26 protein-coding genes and 1 pseudogene are annotated in these 26458 nt (G+C 63.6%); 12 read left to right on the top strand and 15 right to left on the bottom strand.

All coding sequences use genetic code 11. The features are described 5' to 3' along the window. Positions 1 to 4: 4 nt before the first annotated feature. The 3 genes from M5C71_RS25420 to M5C71_RS25430 are packed head-to-tail and all read right to left on the bottom strand — an operon-like array spanning position 5 to position 3603. The gene (locus M5C71_RS25420) at positions 5 to 1102 is read right to left on the bottom strand and encodes a DUF1513 domain-containing protein (protein ID WP_248769033.1); all 1098 of its coding nucleotides are present in this window, start codon (positions 1100 to 1102) and stop codon (positions 5 to 7) included. Between the two features lie 2 nt (positions 1103 to 1104). Beyond that, positions 1105 to 2169 (bottom strand): imelysin family protein, encoded by a 1065-nt coding sequence (locus tag M5C71_RS25425; RefSeq protein ID WP_152741330.1) that lies wholly within the window; start codon positions 2167 to 2169, stop codon positions 1105 to 1107. 12 nt (positions 2170 to 2181) lie between these two features. Further along, complete coding sequence (locus M5C71_RS25430) at positions 2182 to 3603, bottom strand: di-heme oxidoredictase family protein (protein WP_248768987.1); 1422 nt, start codon at positions 3601 to 3603, stop codon at positions 2182 to 2184. Positions 3604 to 3749: 146 nt separating this feature from the next. On the opposite strand from M5C71_RS25430, the pseudogene M5C71_RS33775 reads away from it, so the two are divergent. Further along, positions 3750 to 3827, top strand: a pseudogene (locus M5C71_RS33775) (outer membrane lipoprotein carrier protein LolA); the annotation flags it as partial. A 20-nt stretch (positions 3828 to 3847) separates the two neighbouring features. On the opposite strand, the gene M5C71_RS25435 reads toward M5C71_RS33775, so the two are convergent. From M5C71_RS25435 to M5C71_RS25455, 5 genes are all read right to left on the bottom strand, one after another. Further along, complete coding sequence (locus tag M5C71_RS25435; RefSeq protein WP_103498273.1) at positions 3848 to 5188, bottom strand: imelysin family protein; 1341 nt, start codon at positions 5186 to 5188, stop codon at positions 3848 to 3850. 172 nt (positions 5189 to 5360) lie between these two features. Further along, positions 5361 to 7412, bottom strand: coding sequence for a bifunctional diguanylate cyclase/phosphodiesterase (locus M5C71_RS25440; RefSeq protein WP_103498274.1), 2052 nt, complete (start codon positions 7410 to 7412; stop codon positions 5361 to 5363). 286 nt (positions 7413 to 7698) lie between these two features. Beyond that, the gene (sodB, locus tag M5C71_RS25445) at positions 7699 to 8295 is read right to left on the bottom strand and encodes a superoxide dismutase [Fe] (RefSeq protein WP_103498275.1); all 597 of its coding nucleotides are present in this window, start codon (positions 8293 to 8295) and stop codon (positions 7699 to 7701) included. Positions 8296 to 8474: 179 nt separating this feature from the next. Then, the gene (locus tag M5C71_RS25450; RefSeq protein ID WP_103498276.1) at positions 8475 to 9077 is read right to left on the bottom strand and encodes a LysE/ArgO family amino acid transporter; all 603 of its coding nucleotides are present in this window, start codon (positions 9075 to 9077) and stop codon (positions 8475 to 8477) included. A 5-nt stretch (positions 9078 to 9082) separates the two neighbouring features. Continuing rightward, positions 9083 to 9484, bottom strand: a complete 402-nt coding sequence (locus M5C71_RS25455; RefSeq protein WP_103498295.1) for an ACT domain-containing protein — start codon at positions 9482 to 9484, stop codon at positions 9083 to 9085. A 95-nt stretch (positions 9485 to 9579) separates the two neighbouring features. Between M5C71_RS25455 and M5C71_RS25460 the strand changes: the two genes are divergently transcribed. The 4 genes from M5C71_RS25460 (at position 9580) to M5C71_RS25475 (ending at position 13083) form a co-directional block, all read left to right on the top strand. Next, positions 9580 to 10473, top strand: a complete 894-nt coding sequence (locus tag M5C71_RS25460; RefSeq protein WP_103498277.1) for a LysR family transcriptional regulator ArgP — start codon at positions 9580 to 9582, stop codon at positions 10471 to 10473. A 52-nt stretch (positions 10474 to 10525) separates the two neighbouring features. Continuing rightward, complete coding sequence (locus M5C71_RS25465; protein WP_103498278.1) at positions 10526 to 11524, top strand: NAD-dependent epimerase/dehydratase family protein; 999 nt, start codon at positions 10526 to 10528, stop codon at positions 11522 to 11524. A gap of 114 nt (positions 11525 to 11638) precedes the next feature. Further along, positions 11639 to 12487 (top strand): ATPase, encoded by an 849-nt coding sequence (locus M5C71_RS25470; RefSeq protein ID WP_248768988.1) that lies wholly within the window; start codon positions 11639 to 11641, stop codon positions 12485 to 12487. A 272-nt stretch (positions 12488 to 12759) separates the two neighbouring features. After that, positions 12760 to 13083, top strand: coding sequence for a hypothetical protein (locus M5C71_RS25475; RefSeq protein WP_248768989.1), 324 nt, complete (start codon positions 12760 to 12762; stop codon positions 13081 to 13083). Between the two features lie 15 nt (positions 13084 to 13098). Here M5C71_RS25475 and M5C71_RS25480 read toward each other — a convergent pair whose 3' ends face one another. Next, positions 13099 to 14217: an enoyl-CoA hydratase/isomerase family protein gene (locus M5C71_RS25480; protein ID WP_248768990.1), complete on the bottom strand. Its 1119-nt coding sequence runs from the start codon at positions 14215 to 14217 to the stop codon at positions 13099 to 13101. Between the two features lie 130 nt (positions 14218 to 14347). Between M5C71_RS25480 and ung the strand changes: the two genes are divergently transcribed. Beyond that, entirely contained in the window at positions 14348 to 15040 is a 693-nt protein-coding gene (gene ung, locus M5C71_RS25485) for a uracil-DNA glycosylase (RefSeq protein WP_152741321.1), read from the top strand. A 142-nt stretch (positions 15041 to 15182) separates the two neighbouring features. Here the strand turns inward: ung and M5C71_RS25490 are convergent, their stop codons facing one another. Genes M5C71_RS25490 through M5C71_RS25500 form a run of 3 tightly spaced genes read right to left on the bottom strand, consistent with a single transcriptional unit; the run spans position 15183 to position 18195 of the window. After that, positions 15183 to 16697, bottom strand: coding sequence for a tripartite tricarboxylate transporter permease (locus tag M5C71_RS25490; protein WP_103498283.1), 1515 nt, complete (start codon positions 16695 to 16697; stop codon positions 15183 to 15185). Between the two features lies 1 nt (position 16698). Beyond that, on the bottom strand, positions 16699 to 17157 hold the full coding sequence (locus tag M5C71_RS25495) for a tripartite tricarboxylate transporter TctB family protein (protein ID WP_152741320.1): 459 nt from the start codon (positions 17155 to 17157) through the stop codon (positions 16699 to 16701). 57 nt (positions 17158 to 17214) lie between these two features. Further along, the gene (locus M5C71_RS25500) at positions 17215 to 18195 is read right to left on the bottom strand and encodes a tripartite tricarboxylate transporter substrate binding protein (RefSeq protein WP_103498285.1); all 981 of its coding nucleotides are present in this window, start codon (positions 18193 to 18195) and stop codon (positions 17215 to 17217) included. 244 nt (positions 18196 to 18439) lie between these two features. Between M5C71_RS25500 and M5C71_RS25505 the strand changes: the two genes are divergently transcribed. Both M5C71_RS25505 and M5C71_RS25510 read left to right on the top strand, forming a co-directional pair. Continuing rightward, complete coding sequence (locus M5C71_RS25505; RefSeq protein WP_248768991.1) at positions 18440 to 19111, top strand: response regulator; 672 nt, start codon at positions 18440 to 18442, stop codon at positions 19109 to 19111. After that, on the top strand, positions 19104 to 20495 hold the full coding sequence (locus M5C71_RS25510; RefSeq protein ID WP_248768992.1) for a sensor histidine kinase: 1392 nt from the start codon (positions 19104 to 19106) through the stop codon (positions 20493 to 20495). The genes M5C71_RS25505 and M5C71_RS25510 overlap by 8 nt, the downstream gene beginning before the upstream one ends. On the opposite strand, the gene M5C71_RS25515 is transcribed toward M5C71_RS25510, so the two are convergent. Together M5C71_RS25515 and M5C71_RS25520 are read right to left on the bottom strand one after the other, a co-directional pair. Further along, a complete protein-coding gene (locus M5C71_RS25515; RefSeq protein WP_103498288.1) occupies positions 20492 to 21313 on the bottom strand; it encodes an HDOD domain-containing protein in 822 nt (273 codons plus the stop codon). The genes M5C71_RS25510 and M5C71_RS25515 overlap by 4 nt on opposite strands. 23 nt (positions 21314 to 21336) lie before the next feature. Further along, positions 21337 to 22278, bottom strand: a complete 942-nt coding sequence (locus M5C71_RS25520) for a folate-binding protein YgfZ (protein ID WP_248768993.1) — start codon at positions 22276 to 22278, stop codon at positions 21337 to 21339. Between the two features lie 151 nt (positions 22279 to 22429). On the opposite strand from M5C71_RS25520, the gene M5C71_RS25525 reads away from it, so the two are divergent. Beyond that, a complete protein-coding gene (locus M5C71_RS25525; protein WP_100944438.1) occupies positions 22430 to 22684 on the top strand; it encodes a succinate dehydrogenase assembly factor 2 in 255 nt (84 codons plus the stop codon). Next, positions 22668 to 23120 (top strand): protein YgfX, encoded by a 453-nt coding sequence (locus M5C71_RS25530; RefSeq protein WP_103498290.1) that lies wholly within the window; start codon positions 22668 to 22670, stop codon positions 23118 to 23120. The genes M5C71_RS25525 and M5C71_RS25530 overlap by 17 nt, the downstream gene beginning before the upstream one ends. Here the strand turns inward: M5C71_RS25530 and nadB are convergent. Continuing rightward, positions 23089 to 24705 carry an L-aspartate oxidase gene (nadB, locus tag M5C71_RS25535; RefSeq protein WP_103498291.1) on the bottom strand — a complete coding sequence of 539 codons (1617 nt, stop codon included), beginning with the start codon at positions 24703 to 24705 and terminating at the stop codon, positions 23089 to 23091. The two genes, M5C71_RS25530 and nadB, sit on opposite strands and share 32 nt — an antisense overlap. A 541-nt stretch (positions 24706 to 25246) precedes the next feature. On the opposite strand from nadB, the gene rpoE reads away from it, so the two are divergent. Both rpoE and M5C71_RS25545 read left to right on the top strand, forming a co-directional pair. Further along, positions 25247 to 25828 carry an RNA polymerase sigma factor RpoE gene (rpoE, locus tag M5C71_RS25540; protein ID WP_017127586.1) on the top strand — a complete coding sequence of 194 codons (582 nt, stop codon included), beginning with the start codon at positions 25247 to 25249 and terminating at the stop codon, positions 25826 to 25828. Positions 25829 to 25859: 31 nt separating this feature from the next. Continuing rightward, a complete protein-coding gene (locus tag M5C71_RS25545; RefSeq protein ID WP_103498292.1) occupies positions 25860 to 26453 on the top strand; it encodes an RseA family anti-sigma factor in 594 nt (197 codons plus the stop codon). Positions 26454 to 26458 lie beyond the last annotated feature (5 nt).

Consider the following 26458-nt stretch of genomic DNA (forward strand, 5'->3'; position numbering starts at 1 on the left):
TCCATCAGACCAGATGCAGATGGTTGTCCCACAGCCCGGCCGGCAGCTCCAGCGGCTGGGCTGTCAATTCCTTCTGGCGACAATCGTAGAAGCGACAGCGGCCCTGGCCAGAGGTGACCACGAAACCGTCTGCCACCGCGCCGACGCCCGCGCAGTCCGGTAATGGTGCATCCAAGCGTACGGCGCCGCTGTCCAAATCCCAGATAATGAAGCGGTTGCCCCGAGGCGCGGTCAACGCCACCAGGCGCAATTCGCTGTGCACCGCAACACTGGCGGTGTAATGCGCCATGGCCTGCAACTGTTGCTCGGCCACCGGGAAGGCGACAAAGGGCTGGCCGGGACGCTTGATCGCCAGCAACTCGGATGACTCGTGGGACGGGCCCATGAACTGTTGGCCTGCAACGATGGTGCCGTCACTGGCCACGCCCAGGTGGCGTACGCTGTTCATCTGCTGTGGCAGGGTTTCCTTGCTCAGCAGGGCGCCGTCGCGGCGCATCAGCACCAGGCTCGGCTCCATGGCATCGAGGTTCATCTCCACCCGGCTTTCTGCTTCGGTGCGAATCCCGCCGTTGGCGACGACCAGGGTCTCGCCATCGGGCATCCACGACACCTGGTGTGGGCCGATGCCATGGGTCGAAATCTCGCCACTATGAACCAGACGCTCACCTTCGAAACGATACACACCCAACAGGCCACGGCCCGGATCGGTGGTGTCATTCTCGGTGGCGTACAACCAGTCGCCGCTCCTGTGGATTACCGCATGCCCATAGAAATGCCGGTTCGGCTGCGAGGCGAGGGTCTGGAGCAGGCGGCCATCCCGCAGGTCGATCAGGTAACTCTCGGTGCCGGGACGTCGCGCGACGAACAGCGCCAGGGGCTGGCTCGGGTGGTTGATGATGTCGTGGCAACGCTGGCCGACCCGGGTGGCGAAGACCTGCGTCCCGTCCAGCCGATAGCCCACGGCATAGTGCCCGCCGTCGCTGTCGTCACGGGCAGAGAGCAGCAGCGGGCTTTGGTCTTTTTGCCGGAGCAGGCGCCAGCCGCCCAGCGTCAATGCGCTGAGCAGCAGGCTGCCGAAAGTCAGGGCCTGGCGTCGCAACATCATCAATCCCCGTCGTTGGCGTTGAAGCCCAGTTGGATACCCAGCGCCTTGGCCAGTTCGCCTTCGTGCAGGCGGTGGACGACGTTGAGGCTGTCGTAGAGGTCGTTGAGCTGCTGGCGCCCGGCATCGTCGCCGAGCAGGTCGGTGAGCGAGCGCTGGGTGCTGTCGAACAACTTCAGGGACGCGGCATAGGCGGCGTCGATTTTCTCGGCCAGCGGCTTCTGTTCCGCCGGCAGCAGGTTGCGCAGGCCCTTGTTGTCGACCCCGACCCAGACGGTCCGGGCGGCGGCCAGGCTGGCGCGCATACCTTGCAGCGACGTCTGGCTGCGCCAGGCCTCGGCCTGGAAGGGCTGCGGGATGCCCTTGGTCTGGCGGCCCATGGGCGTGCCGAGTTTTTTCTTCAGGGTATCGAGGGCGGTGACCTGGACCCGCAGCAGATCGGCGATGGCTTCGTGGGAGTCGGCGTAGCGCTGGTTGGGGAACTTGCTCATCTGCGCGAGCATGCCGTCGCTGGTTTCCCAGCGCGAGAGGATCTCTTCGGCGAGGACTTTCTGGCGTTTGCCGATGGCCGTCAGCAGTGGGCAATAGCGGGCTTTCTGCGCGCTGTCGGCCATATCGATCTTGCTGTCGTAGAGGATGTATTCGTAGGCCGAGAGGCCCTGGACCACGACGCTGGACTTGGCCAGGGCGTCGGCGTCGATCTGCGGCTGGGCGCTGACCAGTTGCTCGACCTGGCGACCTACCAGGTTTTTCTTGTCCGGCCAGAACTGCACCTGCCAGGAGCGATTGCCTTCGGCCAATGGCCCGATCAGCAGCGGCTGCAATTCCGCCCAGGCTTTCTGCGCATGGAGGAAGTCGGCGCGGGCGGTTTCCAGGCTCTCTTTGCCTTCGCAGAAGGCCAGGGCGCTGATGGCCAACTGGCGGTCGGCGTCGACCCAGCGGCTATAGGTCGGCAGGATTACCTGCTTGGCGATCGCGGCGGAGGTCAGCGCCTGCGGGTCCTGGGGCGAGCAGGCGCCGAGGACGAGGGCGGCCAGGCTGGTGAACAACAGTTTCGGGCGGAACATGTCCGTGTCCTCTTACAAAGAATTCAGGAATGCCAGCAACGCGGCGCGTTGTTCGGCATTGAAGGACAGCACCTGCTGCTGCGCCGGCAAGGCCTCGCCGCCATGCCAGAGCACGGCTTCGAGCAGGTTGCGGGCGCGGCCGTCATGCAGGAACTGGGTGTGGCCGCTGACGGTCTGCGTCAGGCCGATGCCCCACAGCGGCGGGGTGCGCCAGTCGTTGCCGTCGGCCAGGAACTCGCTGCGCTGGTCGGCGAGGCCGGGGCCCATGTCATGCAGCAGCAGGTCGCTGTAGGGCCGGATCAACTGGTTGGCCAGCTCGGGTTCGGCGGCCGTGGCCGAGGTGGTGAATTGCGGGGTATGACAGGCCTGGCAACCGACCTGGTAGAACAGGCTCTTGCCGGCCAGTACCTGCGCCGCGCCGACGTCACGCCGTGCCGGTACCGCGAGGTTGCGGGTGTAGAAGGTCACCAGGCGCAGGATGTTGTCGCTGACTTCCGGCTCGCCGTCCGGACCGCCGCCGTGGGGCGCTTGCAGGCAGTCGGTCTGGGTCGGCGTGCAGTCGTCGAAGGGGCGCAGGCTGGTGGTCAGGCCCATGTCGCTGGAAAACGCGTGGACGTTCTGTTGATTGATATTCGGTTGCCCGGCCTTCCAGCCGAAGCGGCCGAGGACGGTCTTGCGCTGGGCATCGTCCCAGACCCGGTTCGGCCGGCCATTGACCCCCAGCCGTTGTTGCTGCCGGGCATTGGCCAGGATCGCTTCTTCGGGAATCGCTTCGAGCAGGCCGAGGCCGATCATCGGCGGGGCGATGCGCGCGGAAAACAGCGTTTGGGGGTGCATCGGGCCGTAGCCCAGCTGGGTGATGCGCAGCGTCGGTCGGCGCAGTTCGATTTCGGTGCCGTCCTTGAAACGTATCGGCACTGCTTCGTAGTCGACCCGCACCTTGCCTTCCGGGGTGACACCGGGGATGGCCATGTCCTGCAACTGTCCGCCATAGGCGGGTTCCGGTACCACGCCCTGGCGTTCGATCAGATTGGCGTACATCGGGTTGTTGGGAATCGACAGGCGCACCAGCATCGACACCGCGTTATCCGCCCCCGGCGCCGGCGGATGGCCGCGGCCGTCCTTGATATGGCAGTTCTGGCAGGCGTTGGTATTGAACAGCGGGCCGAGGCCGTCGCGGGCTGTGGTGGTTGAAGGCGCGATGACCCAGGGGCTGCGGAAGAAACTGTTGCCGACGCTGAAGTCCAGGCGCCGTTCCGGCGAGAGGTTGGCCGAGGGTTGCGAGAAGGCATTGCGATCGTGTTTGCCCACCGTGGTGGTGCCACCGGATCGAGCTTCGCCGGGTTCGGGCTTGGTAAAGCGCGGGGCGTCGTCGCAGGCGGCCAGGCCAAGGGCCAGGAGCAGCGTCGACAGGCGAAGGGGCAGCGAGGGCATCGGTGTCCAGGGGGTGAGAGGGACCGGGCGCGAGTTTATCAGTCCCGATACAATTGAATAAGAGGGATTAGCATTTACTTGATTTATGACACTGCGTGGCTTTGTGGGGGCTGGCTTGCCCTCATGTAGGAGCGAGCTTGCTCGCGATGGTCGTCAACGATGACACGGGGCATCTGATACCCCGCGGTGCCTGGGCTACCATCGCGAGCAAGCTCGCTCCTACATGAGGGGGGACAAGGGCCGATCAGAAATCGTGATCGGCGTTATCCGGGTTCAGGTCGCTGATGCCCAGCTTGGCCGCCGCCTGCTCGATGGAACCGGTCTGCTTGACCAGCGCGGAGATGGCGTCACGCACGATCTTGTTGCCAGGCTCGTTGCCGGACGCGATCAACTGGTCGTAATGCTCACCCTTGTTGGCGTGGTCGACCATGATCTGGATCTTCGCTTCGGTGGCCTGCAGGTCGTTCTTCAGTGCTTCGTCGGTCGCCGGGTCGGCCTTGGCCACCAGGGAGGACAGGCTCGGGCCGGTCAGCTTGGTGCCGTCGACACGGGTGTATTCACCCAGGTAGACGTTGCGAATGCCCTTGGCATCGTAGAAGTGCGAGTTATGGGTGTTGTCGCTGAAGCAGTCTTGCTCGTCTTCCGGCGAGTTGGCCTCCAGCGACACCTTCATGCGCTCGCCCGCCAGTTCACCGAGGGACAGGCTGCCCATGCCGAACAGCATCTTGCGCAGGCCACTTTCCGCCGGCTCGGCTTCCAGGCTGGCGCGATAGTTGTCGGCCACACCCGGTTTCCAGTTGCCGACCATCTCTTCCAGGTCGTTGACCAGCAGTTGGGTCACGGCCTTGAGGTAGGCACGCCGACGATCGTTGTGCCCGCCAGTGGCGCCGGCACCTTCCAGGTAGTCCGAGGCCGGACGGTTGCCGGCGCCCGGGCCGGTGCCGTTCAGGTCCTGGCCCCAGAGCAGGAATTCGATGGCGTGGTAGCCGGTGGCGACGTTGGCTTCGGAGCCACCCAGCTCGTTCAGGCTGGCGAGTTTTTCCGGGGTGATCTCGCTGACATCGACCTTGTCTTCGCCGACCTGGATCTGCGGATTGGCGATGATGTTGGCGGTCGCGGCCGGATTGCCCAGGGCATGTTCGTAGGAGCTGTCGACGTAGTCGATCAGGCCTTCATCCAGGGGCCAGGCGTTCACCTGACCTTCCCAGTCGTCGATGATGGTGTTGCCGAAGCGGAACACTTCGCTTTGCAGGTACGGCACGCGGGCGGCGATCCAGGCGGCGCGGGCGGCCTTGAGGGTCTCTTCGTTCGGCTTGGCGAGGAAGGCGTCGACAGCGGCTTGCAGGTTCTTCGCGGTGGATTCGGCATCGCTGAACACGGCGAAGACGATCTCGGTGTAGTGGGCGACCACGGCCTTGGCGGCGGCTTCATCGACCTTGGCGGCGGCATCGTCGGCGGGCACCTGGGCGGCCGCGGCAGGGGCCTGGGTGGCCGCTGTGGATTTTTCCTTGTCCTTGTCGCCACAACCGGCGAGGGTGATGGCGATGGCCAACAGACTGGCGGTGGCCAGAGGCATGCGAATCATGGCGAACATCCTGCTTCGAGAGGGGGGATGGGGGCGCACGGCCCCGCAAAACCGGCACATAATGCGAAGGATTTGCATTCTGTGTAAAGGGCTTAGTGATTGAAATATTTGGTATTAAAACCCCGGTTGATCCCGGCGGATTTTGCAGGTGCGAGCTTGTTGGCCCCGAGCCTTACAAGATCGCCGCATTGCTGCGCTGTGCCTGCTTGAGATACGCCGCCAGCTCCCGGGCCGGCAGCGGCTTGCTGTAGTGGTAGCCCTGGCCCTCGTGGCAGCCTTCGGAAATGATGTAGGCCTCCTGCTCGACGGTCTCCACGCCTTCGGCGATCACCTGCATGCCGAGGCTCTTGCCCAACTGGATGATCGCCCGGACGATGGTCGCGTCGTCGTCGTCATCGAGCAGGTCCTGGACGAAGCTCTTGTCGATCTTGATCTTGTCCAGCGGCAGGCTCTTGAGATAGCTCAGCGACGAGTAGCCGGTACCGAAGTCATCGATGGCGATCAGCGCGCCGGAGCGGCGCAGGCTCAGCAGGTGCTGGGCGGCGGTGCTGATGTCTTCCATCAGGCCGGTTTCGGTGACTTCCAGTTCCAGGCTGCGCGGCGGCAGGCGGTACATCTGCAGGAGGTTGTTGACCACCCGCGGCAGCTCGGCGTGGTGCAGTTGCACGGTGGACAGGTTGACCGCCATGCGCAGGTCGCTGAAGCCCTGGTCGTGCCATTCGCGCAACTGGCGGCAGGCCTGGTCCAGCACCCATTCGCCGATGGCGATGATGGTGCCGTTCTGCTCGGCCAGGGGAATGAACAGGTCCGGCGGTACCAGGCCGTGTTCCGGGTGCTGCCAGCGGATCAGTGCCTCGACGCCCACCACCCGGTGGTCGCGGTAGCTGATCTGTGGCTGGTAGACCAGGTAGAACTGATTGCGGTTGAGGGCTTCGCGCAGGTCTTTTTCCAGTTCGCGACGGCGGCGCATTTCGCTGTCGACGCTGGCAATATAGAACTGGTAGCGGTTGCGCGAGCGGGTCTTGGCCAGGGTCATGGTCTGTTCGGCTTTCTGCAGCAGCTTCTCGGTGCTGTCGCCGTCTTCCGGGAACAAGGTGATGCCGATGGTGGCGCGCAGGCGGATTTCCTGGTGATCCAGGGCAAACGCCGCTTCCAGGTCGTCAAGGATACTCTGGGCCAGCTCGGCCGCTTCATAGGGTTGTTCGATATCGGCCTGGACCAGGGCGAACTGGTCGCCACCCAGCCGGGCCAGGGCGCCGAGGCGACCGCTGTGGGCGCGCAGGCGGTCGGCCAGGGCCAGCAACAGTTGGTCGCCGACCTGGTAGCTGAATTGTTCGTTGATGCCCTTGAAGTCGTCCAGACCCACGCAAAGTACCGCGACCCGACGTTGCAGGCGCCCGGCGTCCACCAGGATCTTGTCCAGTTGCTGTTGCAACTGCTGGCGATTGGGCAGGCCGGTGAGGAAGTCGTACTGGGCCATGCGCAGCAGGCTGTTTTCCGCTTCGTGACGCAGGTGGGTGTTGCGCTCGATGGATGCCAGCAACTGGTTGGCGGTGTTGACCCAGATGCCCAGTTCGTTCTTTTCATGGCCCTTGAGCTGCGGCAACAGGTGTTCGCTGGGGCGGTCCGGGTTGACGGTACTCAGGTGCCCGATGATCCGCGACAGCGGTTTGGTCAGCAGCCAGTGATAGACCAGGTACAGCACCAGGCCGAGGAACAAGGCCCGCAGCACGCCGGAGATGAAGATGATCACCGAGTTGACCAGGAACCCCTGGCCGTAGGTGGCGGTGTCGAGGGTGATGCTCAGGTCGCCGTAATATTCGCTGTAGGGGCCGCGACCGACCAGTTGTGTGCTGAAGGTGCTTTCCTGGCCAAGGATAGGATCGGTCAGCCAGCGGCTGGAAGTCTTTTGCAGATCGCGGGATTTTTCCGCGAGCATGGCCTCGTTGGGATGGCCGATGGAGGCCATGCGCACGGCGTCATCCTGGAACAGGCCTTCGATCACTTGCATGCCCATCTCGCGGTCGAGGCTGTAGACGGCCTGGGTCGAGGGGTCGCGGAACATATCGAGAATGCGCTGGGCATCGCTGGCCACGGCCTGCCGAGTCTTGTAGGCATCAAAGACGATCTGCGCACAGCTCAGTACGGCGCCGACAATCAGCGCCGACAGCAGCACGACCCGGAGCAACTTCACCGACAAGCTGTTCTTGAGTTCCAGCTTCAAAGGGCTATTCCTTGTTCCGTGCGGATGGCATCAAGTTGCCATGAGTATTGGCAATCCGGCCCGGTCAGTCAAAGGGACAATGCAAGCGGCGAGAACCCGTGCTCATGCTTGGCCGATCAGGTGGCTCCCGGACTCTTCAGGCCATGGAGACTGTGTCGGTCGCTCAAGCCGTCTACTTGAGGGGCTAGCGCGTCATTTTCCCGGATTATTCAGGTTAGTTCCTGTCGGCGTGGCAGGCATAAAAAAACCCGGCGAGGCCGGGTTTTTTTGCGCAGCGGGTTCAGTCTCAAGCGGTGAAGGCTTTGCCTTCGAACTGCTCGGCGACGAATTTCCAGTTCACCAGGTTCCAGAACGCCTCGACATACTTCGGACGGACGTTGCGGTAGTCGATGTAGTAGGCGTGTTCCCAGACGTCGCAGGTCAGCAGCGGGGTGTCGCCGCTGGTCAGCGGGTTGCCGGCGCCGATGGTGCTGGCCAGGGCCAGGGAGCCGTCAGCCTTTTTCACCAGCCAGCCCCAGCCGGAACCGAAGGTGCCGACGGAAGTCTTGGTGAACTCTTCCTTGAACTTGTCGAAGGAACCGAACGCGGCGTTGATGGCTTCAGCCAGCTTGCCGGTCGGTTGACCGCCGGCGTTTGGCGCCAGGCAGTTCCAGTAGAAAGTGTGGTTCCAGACCTGAGCGGCGTTGTTGAAGATGCCGCCGGAGGAAGACTTGACGATTTCTTCCAGGGTCTTGCCTTCGAACTCGGTGCCTGGCACCAGGTTGTTCAGGTTCACGACATAGGTGTTGTGGTGCTTGTCGTGGTGATACTCCAGGGTTTCCTTGGAGATGTGCGGCTGCAGGGCATCATGTGCATAAGGCAGCGGAGGCAATTCGAAAGCCATGGTGATTCTCCTAATCAGGTCAGTTGCGGTGAGCGCAAGGCCGATCACGGCGGCCATACAGGCGTGCGCCGGGGAGTTTGTACTCTTTGCGGCGCAAGACTCGGATCATAGCACCGGGGTGGCGGCTTAACCACGCAACAACTGTGTGGAATAGAGGTTCCAGAGCCTTTTGGAATAAGTCAGCCGGCGCCGATCAACTGGGCGGCGACGCTGAACATCATCACGGCCACCAGCAGGTCGAGCAGGCGCCAGGTGGCCGGGCGCGCCAGCCACGGGGCCAGCCACGCCGCGCCTAGGGCCAGGCTGAAGAACCACAGCAGCGAAGCGCTGGCGGCGCCCATCACGTAGGCGCCGGGCTCGGTCTGCTGGGCGCCGAGTGAACCGATCAGCAGCACGGTGTCGAGGTACACGTGGGGGTTGAGCAGGGTCACGGCGAGAGCGCTGAGCAGTACGGCGCGCAGTGAGCGCACGGTCTGGCCTTCGCCTTGTTGCAGGCTCTGGCGGGAAAAGGCCCGGCGCAGCGCCAGGCTGCCGTACCAGAGCAGGAAGGCCGCGCCACCCCAGCGGGCGAACGCCAGCAGCGTCGGGTTGTGTGCCAGGACGGTGGCGAGGCCGAAGACCCCCGCGGCCACCAGGATCGCATCGCAGAGTACGCACAGGGCCGCCACCGGCAGGTGGTGTTCGCGACGCAGGCTCTGGGCCAGGACAAAGGCGTTCTGTGTGCCGATCGCCATGATCAGGCCGGCGGCCACCAGCATGCCATTTAGATAGCTCTGCCACATGACGCTTACTCCCCGTGTTCGGCCAATTGCCGCAAGACCTGCAGGGCGCGTTCGGCGTCGTCGCGGCCGACGAACAGGTGGTCGTGGTAATAACCGGCGATCACGTTGCAACTGATACCGGCTTTGCCCAGGGCGCCGGCGAAAGCGGCGGTGAGGCCGACCGCTTCCAGGGCCGAGTGCACATTGAGGGTGATCCAGGCCGCCAGATAGTCGAACGGCAGGCCGAGGGCCTGGGCGTCTTCGCGACGCAGGATGACGGTCAGGCCTTCGCGTTCGCGAAAGCTGCCGATGGGCTCGCGGCCATTGAGCCGGCTGGCGTCGGTCAGGCTGCAGAAAACGTAGTCGCCCTCGTTGAGTTCGGGGCTCATGCTGCGCAGCAGCACGCTCAGGGAAGTTTCGCCGGCCATGTCGGTGTCCTTGGATAAACAGTGGATGTGGGCATTCTGCGGGGCGATGTTGTATAAGAAAAACAAATAGTGCTGATCGCCCATTAGGAAAACTGATGTTCGACTATAAATTGCTCTCCGCCCTGGCGGCCGTGGTCGAGCAGGCCGGCTTCGAACGGGCGGCCCAGGTGCTGGGGTTGTCGCAGTCGGCGATTTCCCAGCGGATCAAGTTGCTCGAAGCCCGGGTCGGCCAGCCGGTGCTGGTGCGGGCCACGCCACCGAGCCCGACCGAGATCGGCCGGCGCCTGCTCAATCATGTGCAGCAGGTGCGTCTACTTGAACGCGACCTGCAGAGCCAGGTGCCGGCGCTGGACGAGGAGGGCCTGCCGGAACGCCTGCGTATTGCCCTGAATGCCGACAGCCTGGCGACCTGGTGGGGCGAGGCGGTGGGGGATTTCTGTGCTCGTCAGCACCTGCTGCTGGACCTGGTGGTGGAAGACCAGACCGTGGGCCTCAAGCGCATGCGTGCTGGCGAGGTGGCCGCGTGTGTCTGCGCCAGCGAGCGCCCGGTGGCCGGCGCCCGCAGCGTATTGCTGGGGGCAATGCGCTATCGCGCGCTGGCCAGCCCGGCGTTTATTGCCCGGCACTTTCCCCAAGGCATCGATGCGCAGACGCTGGCCCGCACGCCAGCGCTGGTGTTCGGTCCGGACGACTTTCTGCAACACCGTTACCTGGCGGCACTGGGCGTGGAGGGTGGTTTCGAACATCATCTATGCCCCTCATCGGAAGGCTTTATCCGCCTGACCGAGGCTGGCCTGGGTTGGGGGCTGGTGCCGGAATTGCAGGTGCGCGGGCAGCTGGCCCGGGGCAGCCTGGTGGAATTGATCGCGGATAAAACCATCGATGTGCCGTTGTACTGGCATCATTGGCGCAACGGCGGGCAATTGCTCGGGCAGTTGACCGAGCACCTGGCGCGTTCGGCGGCGCAATGGCTGGTGCCTCTGGCATGATCGGCGGCGTCCAGGTAGCAGGCAGGACGAATCAAGGTATGTGGAGCAATCGATGAAAATTCTGGTTACCGGCGCAAGCGGCTTTATCGGCGGGCGCTTTGCGCGTTGCGCCCTGGAGCAGGGCCATGAGGTGCGGGTCAATGGCCGCCGGGCCGAGAGTGTCGAGCATCTGGTGCGGCGTGGCGCCGAGTTTATCCAGGGCGACCTCAGCGACCCGCAGTTGGTACGCGAGCTGTGCCACGATGTCGAGGCCGTGGTGCATTGCGCCGGCGCGGTGGGTTTGTGGGGGCGCTACCAGGACTTCCACCAGGGCAATGTGCTGGTCACCGAGAACGTGGTCGAGGCCTGCCTCAAGCAGCAGGTCCGGCGCCTGGTGCACCTGTCGTCGCCGTCGATCTATTTCGACGGTCGTTCGCACCTGGGGTTGACCGAGGAACAGGTGCCCAAGCGCTTCAGGCATCCGTACGCCGCTACCAAGTACCTGGCCGAGCAAAAGGTTTTCGGCGCCCAGGAGTTCGGCTTGGAGGTACTTGCCCTGCGTCCGCGCTTTGTCACCGGTGCCGGCGATATGAGCATCTTCCCGCGCCTGCTGAAGATGCAGCGCAAAGGCCGGCTGTCGATTGTCGGCAACGGCCTGAACAAGGTCGATTTCACCAGCGTGCACAACCTCAACGAAGCCTTGCTGAGCAGCCTGCAGGTCGGTGAATCAGCCCTGGGCAAGGCCTACAATATCAGCAACGGCACCCCCATTCCGTTGTGGGATGTGGTGAACTACGTGATGCGCCAGATGCAGGTGCCGCAGGTGACCCGCTACCGCTCCTTCGGCCTGGCCTACAGCGTCGCGGCCTTGAACGAAAGTGCCTGCGCTCTCTGGCCGGGACGCCCGGAACCGACCCTGTCGCGCCTGGGCATGCAGGTGATGAACAAGGATTTCACCCTCGACATCAGCCGCGCCAGGCATTATCTCGGGTACGACCCCAAGGTCAGCCTGTGGGCGGCCCTCGACGAGTTTTGCGCCTGGTGGAAAGCCCAGGAACCGGCGGCCGTTTAAATATTCGGTTACCACAACTGAACCCGGTTCCGGGTTCAGGGTCGATCAGAGCGGCGGGTTGGGGGGTTATACTCGCCGTATTTCGCTATCACTGCGGTTCAGAAAGGTTCCTTCATGCGTAACGATGCCAACGACGATTTCGATGATGTGCCCAGCCTGCGTGCCGATGCGGACGACCATGAGGAACATGTGGGCACCGCGCCCGTGCGTGAACGCACGCGTACCCAGGTCGCCGCCACGCCACGGCTCAAGGTCAAGGTGCCGAGCACCGGGCCGCTGTGGGCGCTGGTCGGGGCCTTGTTCATTGCCTTCGCTGGCCTTGCCTGGTGGAGTTTCCAGCAGATCAGCCTGATGGAGCAGCAACTGGTGGCGACCCAGGAAAGCTTTGCGCGTATCAGCGAGGAAGCGGCTGGGCGTTTGCAGGCGATTTCCGGGAAAGTGGTCGCCAGCGAGTCAAGCGTCAACAGCGACAGCGAAGCGCTGAAGTTGCAGATCCGTCAGCTTGAAGGCAAGTTGCTTGAGCAGGGCCGCCAGCAACAGGGCGTTGCCGGGCAGGCCACCGGCCTTGAGCAGCGGCTGCAACAGATGAGCGCGCTGACGGCGGACCAGCAGACGGCCAACACCCAGTTGCAGGCCCAGGTCAAAAGCCTGACGGCGGAACTGGCCAACTTGAAGGCCGGCCAGGGCGATGCGGGCAAGCTCGACGCGCAGGTGAAGAGCAACGCCGCCGAAATTGCCGCCTTGAAAAAGCAGGGTAATAGCAGCGCGGCGGTCGAGCGCATCGAACAGGAACTGATCGTGCTCAAGAGCGAGCAGGACAACCGTCAGGCCGCGGGTGGACAGGCGGCTGGCAACACGGCGGAGTTCGATGCTTTCCGTGGGCAGGTCACGCGCAATATCACCACCCTGCAGAACCAGATCCAGAACCTGCAGGAGCAGATCAGCGCCAAGCCCGGAGCATAGCGCCTGGCTTCAGGGCCTCTTCGCGGGCAATCGAGCGTCGACCGGCCGCTCCTACAGTTTCGTGTCGTACACAAGATTTGTATTCGACGCTGAACTGTAGGAGCAGGGCTTGCCCGCGAAGCTTTTGGCGACCACGCGGTATGGCGGGGGAATTTTTGGTTTCAGGGCACTCGCCAAGGGTTTCACGGTCTGATCAGGTGTAGGCGGGCATTGGCCCGCCTACGTCGGTCAGCGTCGCTGTCCGGCGCCCCTTAGCGGTCCAGGAGGCCGCCATGTACCCTCGAATCCTTCTCGCTGCAAGCCTGTCCCTGCTGCTGTCCGCGTGCGTGCCCTACTACGATGGTGGGGCCACCTACTACCGCTCCGATGTCTACACCGCCCCGGCCCCGGCCTATTACTACGGCGACGGCTCCTACTACCGGCGCGACTATTATGTGCCCGCGCCACGCTATTACGCACCGACCTATCGCCCTTACCCGAACCGGGGTTGGGGTTGGGATCGGCATCAATGGAGCGGTGACGACCATGGCGGCCGCGGTGGTCACCGTGGCGACGGTGGCCGTGGACACGGCAACGGCAACGGCAACGGACGCTGACCCGGGCAACTTCGATCAGTAGTCCGACAAGTCCGCCAGCGGGTGACGTCCCTCCCAGGCCTTGTGGAAGTGCGCCTCGACCACCGCTTCCGGCACGGCGGCGATATCCGGCCAATGCCAGCGCGGTTCGCCGTCCTTGTCGATCAGCCGTGCCCGCACGCCTTCGCTGAACTCCGGATGACGGCAGCAGTTGAGGCTCAGGGTGTATTCCATCTGGAACACCTGCGCCAGCGACAGGTGCCGGGCCCGGGCGATCTGTTCCCAGACCAGGTGCGCGGTCAGCGGGCAGCCTTCCTTGAGTTGCCTGGCCGCCCGGGCCAGGCGTTTGTCGGCGTCTTCGGCCAATTGCGCAATGGCCTTCCAGGCACAGTGCACATCGCTGACATCCAGCAATTCATCGATGCGATCGCGTAGCGACAACCATTGCGCCTGCGGCTGCGGTTGCTGATCGCGGGCCTGACGCTCCAGGGCCTTGAGCAGGCTGTTGAGCTGCATCGCCGTCTGTTCCTGCCAATTGAGTTGCAACAGCCCTTCGATCAGCTCTTCCTGTTGATCGTCGGCCAGGAGCCGGTCAGCCAGGCCCAGGTCGATGGCGTCGCGTGCGTTCATCTGCGCGCCGGTCAGGCCGAGAAACAAGCCCAGCTTGCCCGGCAGTCGCGAGAGGAACCAACTGGCGCCGACATCCGGGTACAAGCCGATGCCGATCTCCGGCATCGCCAGGCGGCTGCTCGGGGTGACGATACGAATGGATGCGCCTTGCAGCAGGCCCATGCCGCCGCCGAGGACATAACCATGGGCCCAGCACAGCACCGGCTTGGGATAGGTGTGCAGGCGATAGTCGAGGCGGTACTCCGAGGCAAAGAACACGCTGGCCAGCGGAGGTACGGCGCCGGGGTGCGCCTGGCAGGCCTGGGCCAGGCTGCGCACTTCGCCGCCGGCGCAGAAAGCCCGGGCGCCGTTGCCGCGCAACAGCACGCAGGCAATGTTCGGATCCCGCGCCCAGGTCTCCAGACGTTCGTCCAGAACCTGGATCATCGGCAGGGACAGCGCGTTGAGGGTGTGTTCGGCATCCAGGGTGGCGATACCCAGGCGGGCACCGTTGATACCGGTGAGCTCTTCGAAATGCAGGTTCATCGTGACCTCGCTACTCGTTGAATGCACAGTATGATCCTTGTGTGGGAAAGTGCCGGTTCTGTCGCGGATCAATTGACAAGCGTGATGGGCTTTCCTAGTGTCCGCCCCATTGTTATTTCCGGACACGATCATGACCGACGAAGACCGCATCAAACTCGAGCCCAGCTGGAAGCAGGCGCTCCGTGAAGAGTTCGACAAGCCCTACATGAGCGAGTTGCGAGAATTTCTGCGCCAGGAGCGTGCCGCCGGGAAAGAGATCTACCCGCCGGGCCCGCTGATCTTCAATGCCATGAACACCACGCCGCTGGATCAGGTGAAGGTGGTGATCATCGGCCAGGACCCCTACCACGGCCCCGGTCAAGCCCATGGCCTGTGCTTTTCGGTGCAGCCAGGTGTTCCGGCGCCACCGTCGCTGGTCAATATCTATAAGGAATTGCAGCGCGACCTGAATATCGACATTCCCCGGCACGGCTACTTGCAAAGCTGGGCCGAACAGGGCGTGTTGTTGCTCAACACCACCATGACCGTGGAACGCGGCATCGCCGCCTCACACGCCAATCGTGGCTGGCAGTTCTTTACCGATCGGATTATCGAGGTGGTCAGCGAGCGCCAGGACAAACTGGTGTTCCTGCTGTGGGGTGCCCATGCCCAGGGCAAGCAGAAGCTGATCGACGCGACCAAGCACCTGGTGTTGAAGTCGGTGCACCCGTCGCCGTTGTCGGCCTATCGCGGGTTTATCGGTTGCGGGCATTTCAGCCGGACCAACAAGTTCCTCGAGCAGAACGGCCTGGCGCCGATTCAGTGGGCCTTGCCGCCGCTCTGACGGTCTTGCCCACCCCCTGTAGGAGCGAGCTTGCTCGCGATGGATGACCAGACACCACGGGGCATCAGACTACCCGCGTTATCGTTGACCACCATCGCGAGCAAGCTCGCTCCTACAGGGAGAAGTGACAGTTCGTCAGTTCTCAAGCATTCGCCAATGCGCGGCGCTGGGCCGAACGCTTGCGCCAGATCCGCAGCAGCGGCATCAGCAGCATGATCGCCGTCAGTGCCCAGACCCCCGCCGTGATCGGGCTCGACCAGAGAATTTCCAGCGCACCGTTGGAAATCGACAGCGCCCGGCGCAGGTTCGACTCCATCAATCCGCCGAGGATAAAGCCGAGCAATACCGGCGACAGCGGGAAATCCAGTTTGCGCAGGATATAGCCGAAGATACCGATGCCGACCATCAGGAACAGGTCGAAGGTGGTGGCGTGGACGGCGTAGACCCCGATCGCGGTGATGATGGCGATCACCGGCACCAGCGCCCAGTTCGGCACGGCGAGGATGCGGGTGAAGATACGGATCATCGGGATATTGAGGATCACCAGCATGACGTTGGCGATAAACAATGACGCGATCAGGCCCCAGACGATGTCCGGCTGCTGCTGGAACAACAGCGGGCCGGGGGTGATGTTGTACAGCGACAGGGCGCCGATCATCACCGCCGTGGTCCCGGAACCGGGGACGCCGAGGGTCAACATCGGCACCAGGGCACCGCAGGCCGAGGCGCCGATGGCGGTTTCCGGTGCGGCGAGGCCACGTTTGTCACCTTGGCCGAAGGTGCCGCTGGCACCCGCCAGGCGTTTTTCCGTCATATAGGCCACGGCACTGGCCAGTGTCGCGCCGGCACCCGGCAACACGCCCATGATGAAACCCAGCAGGCCGCAACGGATATTCACCACGAACACCGAGGCGGCTTCCTTGAAGTTGAACATCATCCGCCCGGTAGCTTTCACCGCTTCCTGGCCGCGATGGGTCTTTTCCAGCAGCAGGAGGATTTCACTGATGGAAAACAGGCCCAGCACCAGCACCACGAACTGGATGCCGTCGGTGAGGTGGATATTGTCGCCGGTGAAACGGTACACACCGCTGTTGGCATCGATCCCGACACTCGACAGGAACAGGCCGATCAGCGCCGCGATAAAAGTCTTCAGCGGTCGGTCGCCGGCCATGCCGCCAAGGCAGACGATGGCAAAGACCATCAGCACGAAGTACTCCGCCGGACCGAAGGCAATCGCCCATTTCGCCAGCAACGGGGCGAACAGCACCATGCCGCAGGTGGCGATAAAGGCACCGATGAACGAGCTCCAGGCCGACAGCGACAGGGCTACGCCGGCCAGGCCCTGGCGGGCCATGGGGTAGCCGTCGAGGGTGGTCATCACGGTGGAGGCTTCGCCGGGGATATTGAGCAGGATCGAGCTGATCCGCCCGCCGTATTCGCAACCCAGGTACACCGCCGCCAGCAGGATCAGCGCCGACTCCGGCGGCAGGCCGAGGGCGAAGGCAATCGGGATCAGCAGCGCCACGCCGTTGATCGGGCCCAGGCCCGGGAGCAGGCCGACGACGGTGCCGATCAGGGTCCCGCACAGTGCGGTCACCAGGTTGTAGGGGCTCAGGGCGACGCCGAAGCCCTGGCCCAGATAGCCGAAAGTATCCATGTCAGTTCTCCAGTACGTCGAGCAATCCGAGGGGCAGCGGCACGTCCATGGCTTTATCGAACAGCAGATAAAGTCCGATGCTCATCAGGCTGATGATCAGCGCGCTCGGCAACCAGCGGCCGCCGTACAGGCGCGCCATGGGGATGCCCACCAGGATGCTGCTGAGGATGAAACCCAGGGATTCGAAGGTGGCGGCGAACGCCAGCAACAGCACCACGCAAACACCGATCTTGCGCAAGGTGGCAGGGTCCAGCGGCGGCTCTTCTTCGCTGTGCACAATGGGGGTGGGACGAAACAGCAGGTACAGCAAGCCCAGGCCCATCAGGCCGAGCATCAGTAGCGGGTAGGCGCGGGGGCCGACCGGTTCGTAGGAAAATGCGGCCTGATAGGGCCAGGCCATCAATGCCAGGCCGGCGCAGGCCAGCAGCAACACGACGGCAAACAGTCGTTGTAAAAGCATGGGACGAACTCCTGTGGCGCGCCCCTTTGCAGGGGCGCGAACGCTAGGCGCGGATGATCACTGGATCAGGCCGAATTCCTTGGCCAGCACCTTGTAGTCGGCGACCTGTTTCTTCACATAGGTGTCGAGCTCGGGGCCGGTCATGGCGAAAGGGAAGAGTTCGCGCTGGTCACGCAGCTTGGCGAAGTCTTCCGAGGCCAGGAGTTTGTCGAAGGCGGCTTTCCACCAGGCGTAGTCTTCGTCACTGACCTTTGGCCCCAGGTAGAAACCGCGCACCACCGGCCAGACAATGTCGTAGCCCTGTTCCTTGGCGGTGGGGATGTTCTTCATTTCCTCTTCGTCCAGGCGCTTTTCGGCGAACACCGCCAGCAGGCGCATATCGCCGCTCTGGATATGGGGCATGGAGTCGGAAATGTCGGTGCTGCCGACCTGGATATGTCCGCCCATCAGCGCGGTGACGATTTCACCGCCGCCTTCGAGGGCCACATAGCGCAGGTCACGCGGGTTGATCCCGGCGGCCTTGGCGATCAGCGCGGTCTGCATCCAGTCCTGGCTGCCGACGGTGCCGCCGGAGCCGATGACCACCTTGCTCGGGTCGGCCTTCAGCGCCTTGACCAGGTCGTCGAGGGTTTTATACGGCGAGTCGCTTTTCACCGCGATGGCCCCGTAGCTGGTGCCGACGGCCGCCAGCCAGCGCACCGCGCCTTCGTCGAAGCGGCCGAACTTGCCTTGCGCCAGGTTCAGCAGCGAACCGCTGGACCAGGCCACGAGGGTGCCGGCATCGGCCGGGCGCTGGGCGACCACGGCGTTGTAGGCCACGGCCCCGACGCCACCGGGCATGTAGGTGACACGCATGGGTTTGCTGAGGATCTTTTCGTTGACCAGGGCACTTTGCGCCAGCTTGCAGGTCAGGTCGAAACCACCGCCGGGGGAGGCCGGGGCAATGCATTCGGGGCGTTTGGGTTCGGCGGCGCAGAGGTGTCCGGCAAACAGCAGGCAGCCGGCGGCGAGGGCGAAGGTGCGCAATGGCAACATCATGGGTGACTCCATTATTGTTCTTATTCGAACGAAAACGCATCGAGGCGTTTTCGGGTTTCCAAGGACCTGCTCCGACGGTGGTCGTCACTGTCCGTGAGGGGACTCTAATGGGTCAACCTTTCACCAGGCTTTCAGCGCAAAAGGTCCGCTGAACTCGGCCGGCGATGGCTAGCGGCGCTTTGTTTATCCGGTAGACTCCCGGCCAAAAGGGCGTTTAAGTCAGCCCGGTCGAGGTAGGAAATCCATGCGCGTGCTTCTGGTCGAAGACCATCCCCAACTGGCTGAAAGTGTTGCCCAGGCGCTCAAGAGCGCGGGCTTGACCGTGGATGTGCTGCACGATGGGGTGGCCGCCGACCTGGCCTTGAGCAGCGAGGAATACGCCGTGGCGATCCTCGACGTGGGCCTGCCGCGCCTGGACGGTTTTGAAGTCCTGGCCCGTTTGCGCGCCCGCGGCAAGAACCTGCCGGTGCTGATGCTCACCGCGCGCAGTGATGTGAAGGACCGCGTCCATGGCCTGAACCTGGGGGCCGACGATTACCTGGCCAAGCCGTTCGAACTCACTGAGCTGGAAGCACGGGTCAAGGCGCTGCTGCGCCGTAGCGTGCTCGGCGGTGAGCGCCAGCAACGTTGCGGGCCGCTGGTCTACGACCTGGACACCCGGCGTTTCAGCCTTGGCGACGAACTGCTGACCCTGACTTCGCGCGAACAAGCAGTGCTCGAGGCACTGATTGCCCGACCGGGTCGGGTGATGAGCAAGGAGCAGTTGGCCGCGCAGGTCTTCGGCCTGGACGGGGAGGCCAGCGCCGACGCCATCGAGATCTACGTGCACCGCCTGCGCAAGAAGCTCGACGGCCAGGCGGTGGTCATCGTCACCTTCCGTGGCCTCGGCTATCTGCTGGAACACCGCGATGCATAAGGCCGGCAGCCTGCGTTGGCGGCTGCTGTGGAACCTGGCGTTGTTGCTGGTGGCATTGATGCTCGCCAGCGGCTGGAGCGCTTATTACAACGGTCGCGAGGCGGCGGATACGGCCTATGACCGTACCTTGCTGGCCTCGGCGCGGACCATCGCCGCCGGCCTCTCGCAACGCGACGGCAGCCTGAGCGCCAACGTGCCCTACGTGGCCCTGGACACCTTTGCCTATGACAGCGCCGGGCGGATCTACTACCAGGTCAACGACATCCACCAGCAGTTGATTTCCGGTTACGAAAACCTCCCCGCACCGCCGCCCGGCACGCCGCGCACCGATGACTATCCGGCACTGGCACGCTTCTACGACGGCCAATATCGCGGGCAGAACGTGCGGGTGGTGAGCCTGCTCAAGGCGGTCAGCGAGCCGAACATGAACGGCATGGCGGAAATACGAGTGGCCGAAACCGATGAAGCCCGGGTCAACATGGCCCGTAGCCTGATGGCTGACACCCTGCTGCGCCTGGGAATGCTGGCGGGGGGCGCGTTGCTGCTGGTGGGCTTTGCCGTGAGCGCGGCCTTGCGTCCGTTGGAGCGTTTGCGCGCGGCGGTGGAAGAGCGCCAGCCGGACGATCTGCGGCCCTTGCCGCTGGTGGAGGTGCAGCATGAACTCTGGCCATTGGTGCGCTCGCTCAATCACTTCACCGAACGCCTGCGTCGGCAGTTCGAGCGCCAGGGGCAGTTTATCGCCGACGCCGCCCATGAACTGCGCACGCCGCTGGCGGCGCTCAAGGCGCGTCTTGAGCTGGGCTTGCGGGCGAACGAGCCGGCGATCTGGCGCGAGACCCTGGAAGCCACGGCCCAGGGTACCGATCGCCTGACCCATCTGGCCAATCAGTTGCTGTCGCTGGCGCGGATCGAAAATGGCGCGCGGGCGATTGCCGAGGGCGGCGCGCAGTTGCTCGATCTCAGTCAGCTGGCGCGGGAGTTGGGCATGGCGATGGCGCCGCTGGCCCATGCGCGGGGTGTGGCGTTGGCGTTGGAGGCCGACGAGCCGGTGTGGTTGCGGGGTGAGCCGACCTTGCTCAACGAGTTGTTGAGCAACCTGGTGGACAACGCCCTGGCCCATACACCGTCCGGTGGCAATGTGATCCTGCGGGTCGGCTTGCCGGCGGTGCTGGAGGTCGAGGACGACGGGCCGGGGATTCCGTTGGAGGAGCGGGGACGGGTCTTCGAGCGTTTTTACCGGCGTCATCAGCAGGGCGTCGGTGCCGGGCTGGGGTTGGCGATTGTCGGCGAGATCTGCCGGGCGCATCTGGCGCAGATCAGTCTGCACGAGGCCCAGCCCCACGGTTTGAAGGTCCGTGTGAGCTTTATCGCCGGATCAGTCTAGCGGAACATCTCCCGCGCTTCGTTGAGCTGGTCACTGAGGGCGCTGCTCTGCGCATCCAGCCCCAGCTTGATAAAGGCTTTCAAATCACCCAGGGCGATTTGCCCGAAAGGATGCGCCGTGCCCTGATGGCAAAACACACTGGCGATCTGCACCAGGCCGATATAGTCGACGCCCTTGCTGTCACGCTCCAGGTTCAGGTATTGCCCGGGCAGCTTGGCGAGCATCTCCGGAAACTCCCAGACCTTCAGCAACTCGTCGCCGAGCAATGGGTGAATGCTGTCGATCACATGATCCAGGCTCAGCGGATCGGCGAGCAACTCATAGTGGTCCTCGGCATAGGTCAGGATCGGCAGAACGCCGATCTGGTGCACGAGCCCACCCAGCGCCGCCTGGTCCGGCTTGAGCAGGGTGAAGTTGCGGCACAGCACGTAGCAGACCCCGGCGATCTCCAGGCTCTTGCGCCAGACCTCGCGCATCTTCTGTTCCACCACCTCGGAGCGGGCATGGAAAATCTGCTCCATGACCAGGCCGATGGCCAGGTTGCTGCTGTAGTTGACGCCCAGCCGGGTGATAGCCGTGTGCAGGTCGGTAACTTCATGGCTGGCCCGCAGCAACGGGCTGTTGACCACCTTGATCAGGCGCGCCGACAAGGCAGTGTCGCCACCGATCACTTTGCTCAAGGTGCTGACACTGATCTCCGGATCTTCCGCCGCCTTGCGAATCTTCAGGGCCACTTCCGGGAGGGTCGGCAGAACCAGGTCATCGTTGTCGATGGCCTTGACCAAATCCCGTTGGACCTTTTCCGCCAGCTTGTTCATTTCAATTCTCTAGGGCGGTGCGTTTAACGCTGGATTTCGCTGTCGCGGTCCAGTTGATAGGGCAAGTCCAGTAATGTCAGGGCCGGACCTTGCAAATCGCCCAGGTGCACATGACCTTCCTGCGCAGCTTCGGCTTGCAGAACGGCCAGGAGTTCAATGCCATTTTCCGCTCGGGCGGCGATCACCACTTCACCGATGGCGCTGCCATGGGAGGGAGCGAACAGCGTACTACCCGGTTCCGGCAGCTGGTCGGCCACCAGCGCCAGACGATAAAGGCGGCGCTTGAGCTTGCCCAAGTACTGCATGCGGGCGACGATTTCCTGCCCTGTATAGCAGCCTTTCTTGAAGCTTACGCCACCGACCGCCTGCAAATTGAGCATTTGTGGAATAAACAGTTCGCGGGTCTGCGGCATGACCTGGCCGATACCGGCACGCACCTGGCCGAGCAGCCAGGTGTTCAGATCGGCTTCACGCAGTTGCGCGGCCAGATGCTCGCGCACCCGGGCGGCCTGATCCGCTGGAACCCAGAGTTCGCTGCGTCCCGGGGAAACCCGCAGGGCGATCAGATTGTCCGCGCGGACCACCGCGTCGGTCTCTGTCGGCAGCTCAAGGCCCAGGCCGCGCAAGGCGGCGTCGCCGTCGCCGAGGCCGAAACGGACCCAGCCGGCGCTTTCGTCGGTGAGCTTGGATTTGGAGAACACCGCGTATTTTTTCAGGTCCGCCAGTTGCGGCTCCAGCAGCTCGCCGGCCATCGCCAGCAGCACGCCGTCATCTTCGAGCAGGATACGGAAGCTCGACTGCATGCGGCCTTTTTGCGTGCAGCGGGCACCGAGGCTGGCCCGCACGTCACTCAGGTAGTTGAGGTTGCAGGTCAGCTGGCCCTGGAGAAACTTGGCGGCGTCGGAGCCGCGGACGGCAAGAACGCCTTCGTGGGTCAGCGTGCAGAAAAAAGCGGAATCGGCCATGGGTCATCGCAGCGGAATAAAGGATGGGAGACATCATAGAGGGGCGCCTGGCAAATGGGTAGTTCACAACAGTGCCCGTGCCCCCGACCAAAGCCGACTGTCCGCACGCGCGCAGGGCTGTATACTTGCGCTCAAATTTGAGGAGCGCTCCATGGTCGAAGATGTAGAACTCAATCGCCTCTATTGGCACAGCCGGCGCGGCATGCTGGAGCTGGACGTGTTGCTGGTACCGTTCGTCAGGGAGGTGTACCCGCATCTGAGCCAGGCTGACCGCGACTGCTATCGCAACCTGCTCGAATGCGAGGACCAGGACATGTTCGGCTGGTTCATGGAGCGCTCCGAATCGGAAGATCCTGAGTTGCAGCGAATGGTTCGCATGATCCTGGATCGTGTCCAGCCCAAGTAATCTGTTCGAATGCCGCTGGCAGGCCTCACGGCTGCTGCCGGCGGTGTATCTCGGGGCCCTGGGCCTTTCGTTGGTTTCGCTTTGTCTGCTGGATATTCCGCGCTGGGCCAGTCTGTCCGGGGCTTTGCTGTGTCTGCTGCATAGCGCCTGGGTGTTGCCACGGCAGTTGCTGCTGAGCCATCCGTCGGCTTTTACCGGCTTGCGCCGTGACGAGCAGGGCTGGCAGCTGTGGAGCCAGGCCGCTGGCTGGCAGCCGGTGCAGTTGTGTCGCGACAGCCTGGCCCTGCCGTGGCTGGTGCTGCTGCGTTTTCGCCTGCCGGGCGAGCGCCGGGTCCGTGCGCTGTGTGTCCCCTGGGATGCGCAGGCGCCGGATGTGCATCGGCGCCTGCGTGTACGCCTGAAGTTCAGCCGACGTAGGTGGGCGGCACCAGGATAGTGTCCAGCGCCTCGGGCAGCAGGTCCGGGTAGTCGAGGGTGTAATGCAGGCCCCGGCTTTCCTTGCGTTCCATGGCTGAACGAATCATCAGTTCGGCGACCTGGGCCAGATTGCGCAACTCGATCAGGTCGCGGCTGACCTTGTAGTTGCTGTAGAACTCATCGATCTCGTCCAGCAGCAGGCGCACGCGATGTTGCGCCCGTTGCAGGCGCTTGTTGGTGCGCACGATGCCGACGTAGTCCCACATGAAGCGCCGCAGTTCGTCCCAGTTGTGCGCGATGATCACGTCCTCGTCGGAGTCGGTCACCTGGCTCGCATCCCAGCTCGGCAGGGCGGCCGGCACGGCGATCTGCGGCAGTTGCTGGAGAATGTCCGCCGCCGCCGAGCGGGCGTAGACGAAACATTCGAGCAGCGAGTTGCTGGCCATGCGGTTGGCGCCGTGCAGGCCGGTGAAGCTGGTCTCGCCGATGGCGTACAGACCGGGCACATCGGTACGGCCCTGTTGGTCCACCAGCACACCGCCACAGGTGTAGTGCGCGGCCGGGACCACGGGAATCGGGCCTTTGGTGATGTCGATGGAGAATTCCAGGCAGCGCTCGTACACCGTCGGGAAGTGCGCCTTGATAAAGGCTTCGGGCTTGTGGCTGATGTCCAGATAGACGCAGTCGATGCCCAGGCGCTTCATCTCGTGGTCGATGGCCCGGGCCACGATGTCCCGTGGCGCCAGTTCGGCCCGTGGATCGAAGCGCGGCATGAAGCGTTCGCCGTTGGGCAGCTTCAGGTGCGCGCCTTCGCCACGCAGGGCCTCGGTGATCAGAAAACTCTTGGCCTGGGGGTGATACAGGCAGGTGGGGTGGAACTGGTTGAACTCCAGGTTCGCCACCCGGCAGCCCGAGCGCCAGGCCATGGCGATGCCGTCGCCGCAGGCACCGTCGGGGTTGCTGGTATAGAGGTAGACCTTGGCCGCGCCGCCCGAGGCGAGCACGGTGAAACGCGCACCATAGGTGTCCACCTCGCCGGTGCCGCGGTCAAGCACGTAGGCCCCCAGGCAGCGGTCGCCGGCCAGGCCCAGGCGTTTTTCGGTGATCAGGTCGACGGCCACCCGTTGTTCCAGCAGCTCGATATTGGGCCGCCGGCGGGCTTGCTCCAGCAGGGTCTTGAAGATTGCCGCGCCGGTGGCGTCGGCGGCATGGATGATCCGTCGATGGCTATGGCCGCCCTCGCGGGTCAGGTGGAACTCGAAACCGCCGTCATCGGCACTGGCCTCTTCGTCGCGGGTAAACGGCACGCCCTGGTCGATCAGCCACTGGATGGCCTCGCGGCTGTGCTCGACGGTGAAGCGCACGGCGTCTTCGTGGCACAGGCCACCGCCGGCGTTGAGGGTGTCCTCGACGTGGGACTGCACGGTGTCGGTATCGTCGAGCACCGCGGCGACTCCGCCCTGGGCCCAGAAAGTCGAACCGTTGGCCAGGTTGCCCTTGCTCAGGACGGCAATGCGCAGATGGCTGGGCAGGGTGAGGGCCAGGCTCAGGCCGGCGGCACCGCTGCCAATCACCAGCACATCGTGTTGAAAATGTCGGCTCATCAGAAACATCCGAAAAAAGCGCCCGGGGGCAGTTGCCGGGCCCCGCCCGACAGCCCACTAGTATATGGCTGGGGGGAGCGGCACAATAGCCGGGCCTTTGTGGCATTGTGAAAGGGCTGTGGGCGCTGAGTGTGCGCCAGTCCATGCCGCCATGCATGCGCTTTTGCAGGGTAAGGCAATGATTTTTCAGCTATAACCAAGGCTCAGGCAGCCGTGGTCAGCACAGCCATTACAATGCCATTACCCGCAGGGGGTTCCGGGAACTTTTACGGGGCTCCGGGCTCCCATGCGGGGTGCCTGAAAGAAGGGGACAGCGTCGGCTTTATGCGAGGTGCCTGAGACGGCCTTCGCAAGCAGATTCGACGACCAGATTATTCACGCAGTCGGCGCTGGCCGTGCTGCGTTTTTCGTGTGTGTCCGTTCGGCGGGCCACAGGAAACTTGCTTGAAGGGGGAGAACTTTTGCCAGAAGCCCGAGTCTATGTTTGCAAGCCTGGTCAATTCGCGATGCACGCCTCCTTCAGGTCCTATGAGGAGTGTTCATGCTAACCCAGGAAGAGGATCAGCAGCTGGTCGAGCGCGTTCAACGCGGCGACAAGCGGGCATTTGATCTGCTGGTGCTGAAGTATCAGCACAAAATTCTCGGGTTGATCGTGCGATTCGTGCACGACACCCATGAAGCCCAGGACGTTGCACAGGAAGCCTTTATCAAAGCCTACCGTGCATTGGGCAATTTTCGCGGTGACAGTGCTTTTTACACCTGGCTCTACCGCATCGCCATCAACACGGCGAAGAACTACCTGGTGTCCCGCGGTCGCAGGCCACCGGACAGCGATGTGAGTTCAGAGGACGCGGAGTTCTACGACGGCGATCATGGCCTCAAGGACCTCGAGTCGCCGGAGCGTGCATTGTTGCGGGATGAGATCGAAGGCACCGTCCATCGGACCATCCAGCAATTGCCAGAAGATTTGCGTACGGCTTTAACTTTACGTGAATTCGACGGTCTGAGTTATGAGGACATTGCAGCCGTCATGCAGTGTCCGGTGGGCACCGTGCGCTCCCGGATTTTCCGCGCTCGGGAGGCCATCGATAAAGCCCTGCAGCCGTTGTTGCAGGAAACCTGAGACAGCGGCGACAGCCAAGAGAGGAACCGCCATGAGTCGTGAAGCCCTGCAGGAATCGCTGTCCGCGGTGATGGATAACGAAGCGGACGAACTGGAATTGCGTCGGGTGCTCAATGCCCTTGACGATGCCGAGACCCGTGCCACCTGGTCTCGTTACCAAATCGCCCGGGCAGTGATGCACAAGGAACTGTTGGACCCGCGCCTGGACCTGGCCTCGGCCGTTTCCGCGGCCCTGGCCGGCGAAGAAGTCCCGGCTAAAAACACTCGCGGTCCGTGGCGTACCCTCGGTCGCCTGGCCGTCGCGGCCTCGGTCACCCTGGCCGTACTGGCCGGTGTGCGTCTGTACAACCAGGATGACATTGTCGGTGCCCAACTGGCCCAGCAATCGAACCAGCCAGGCTTGGTTGCCCCTACGGCCAAAGGCCCGGCGGTGCTGGCCGGCTACACTGAAAGCAGCGACCAGTCGACCGGCCCGATGGCCAATGGCGTGCTGCAGCAAGGCCAGTCCGGCTGGCACGATCAGCGTTTGCCAGGCTACCTGCGCCAGCATGCGCAACAGGCCGCACTCAAGGGCTCTGAAAGCGCTCTGCCCTACGCCCGTGCCGCCAGCTTGGAAAACCGTTAAGGAGG

Origin of the sequence: Pseudomonas sp. MWU12-2345 (assembly GCF_023242385.1) — a bacterium.
Taxonomy (GTDB): Bacteria; Pseudomonadota; Gammaproteobacteria; order Pseudomonadales; family Pseudomonadaceae; genus Aquipseudomonas; species Aquipseudomonas gingeri_D.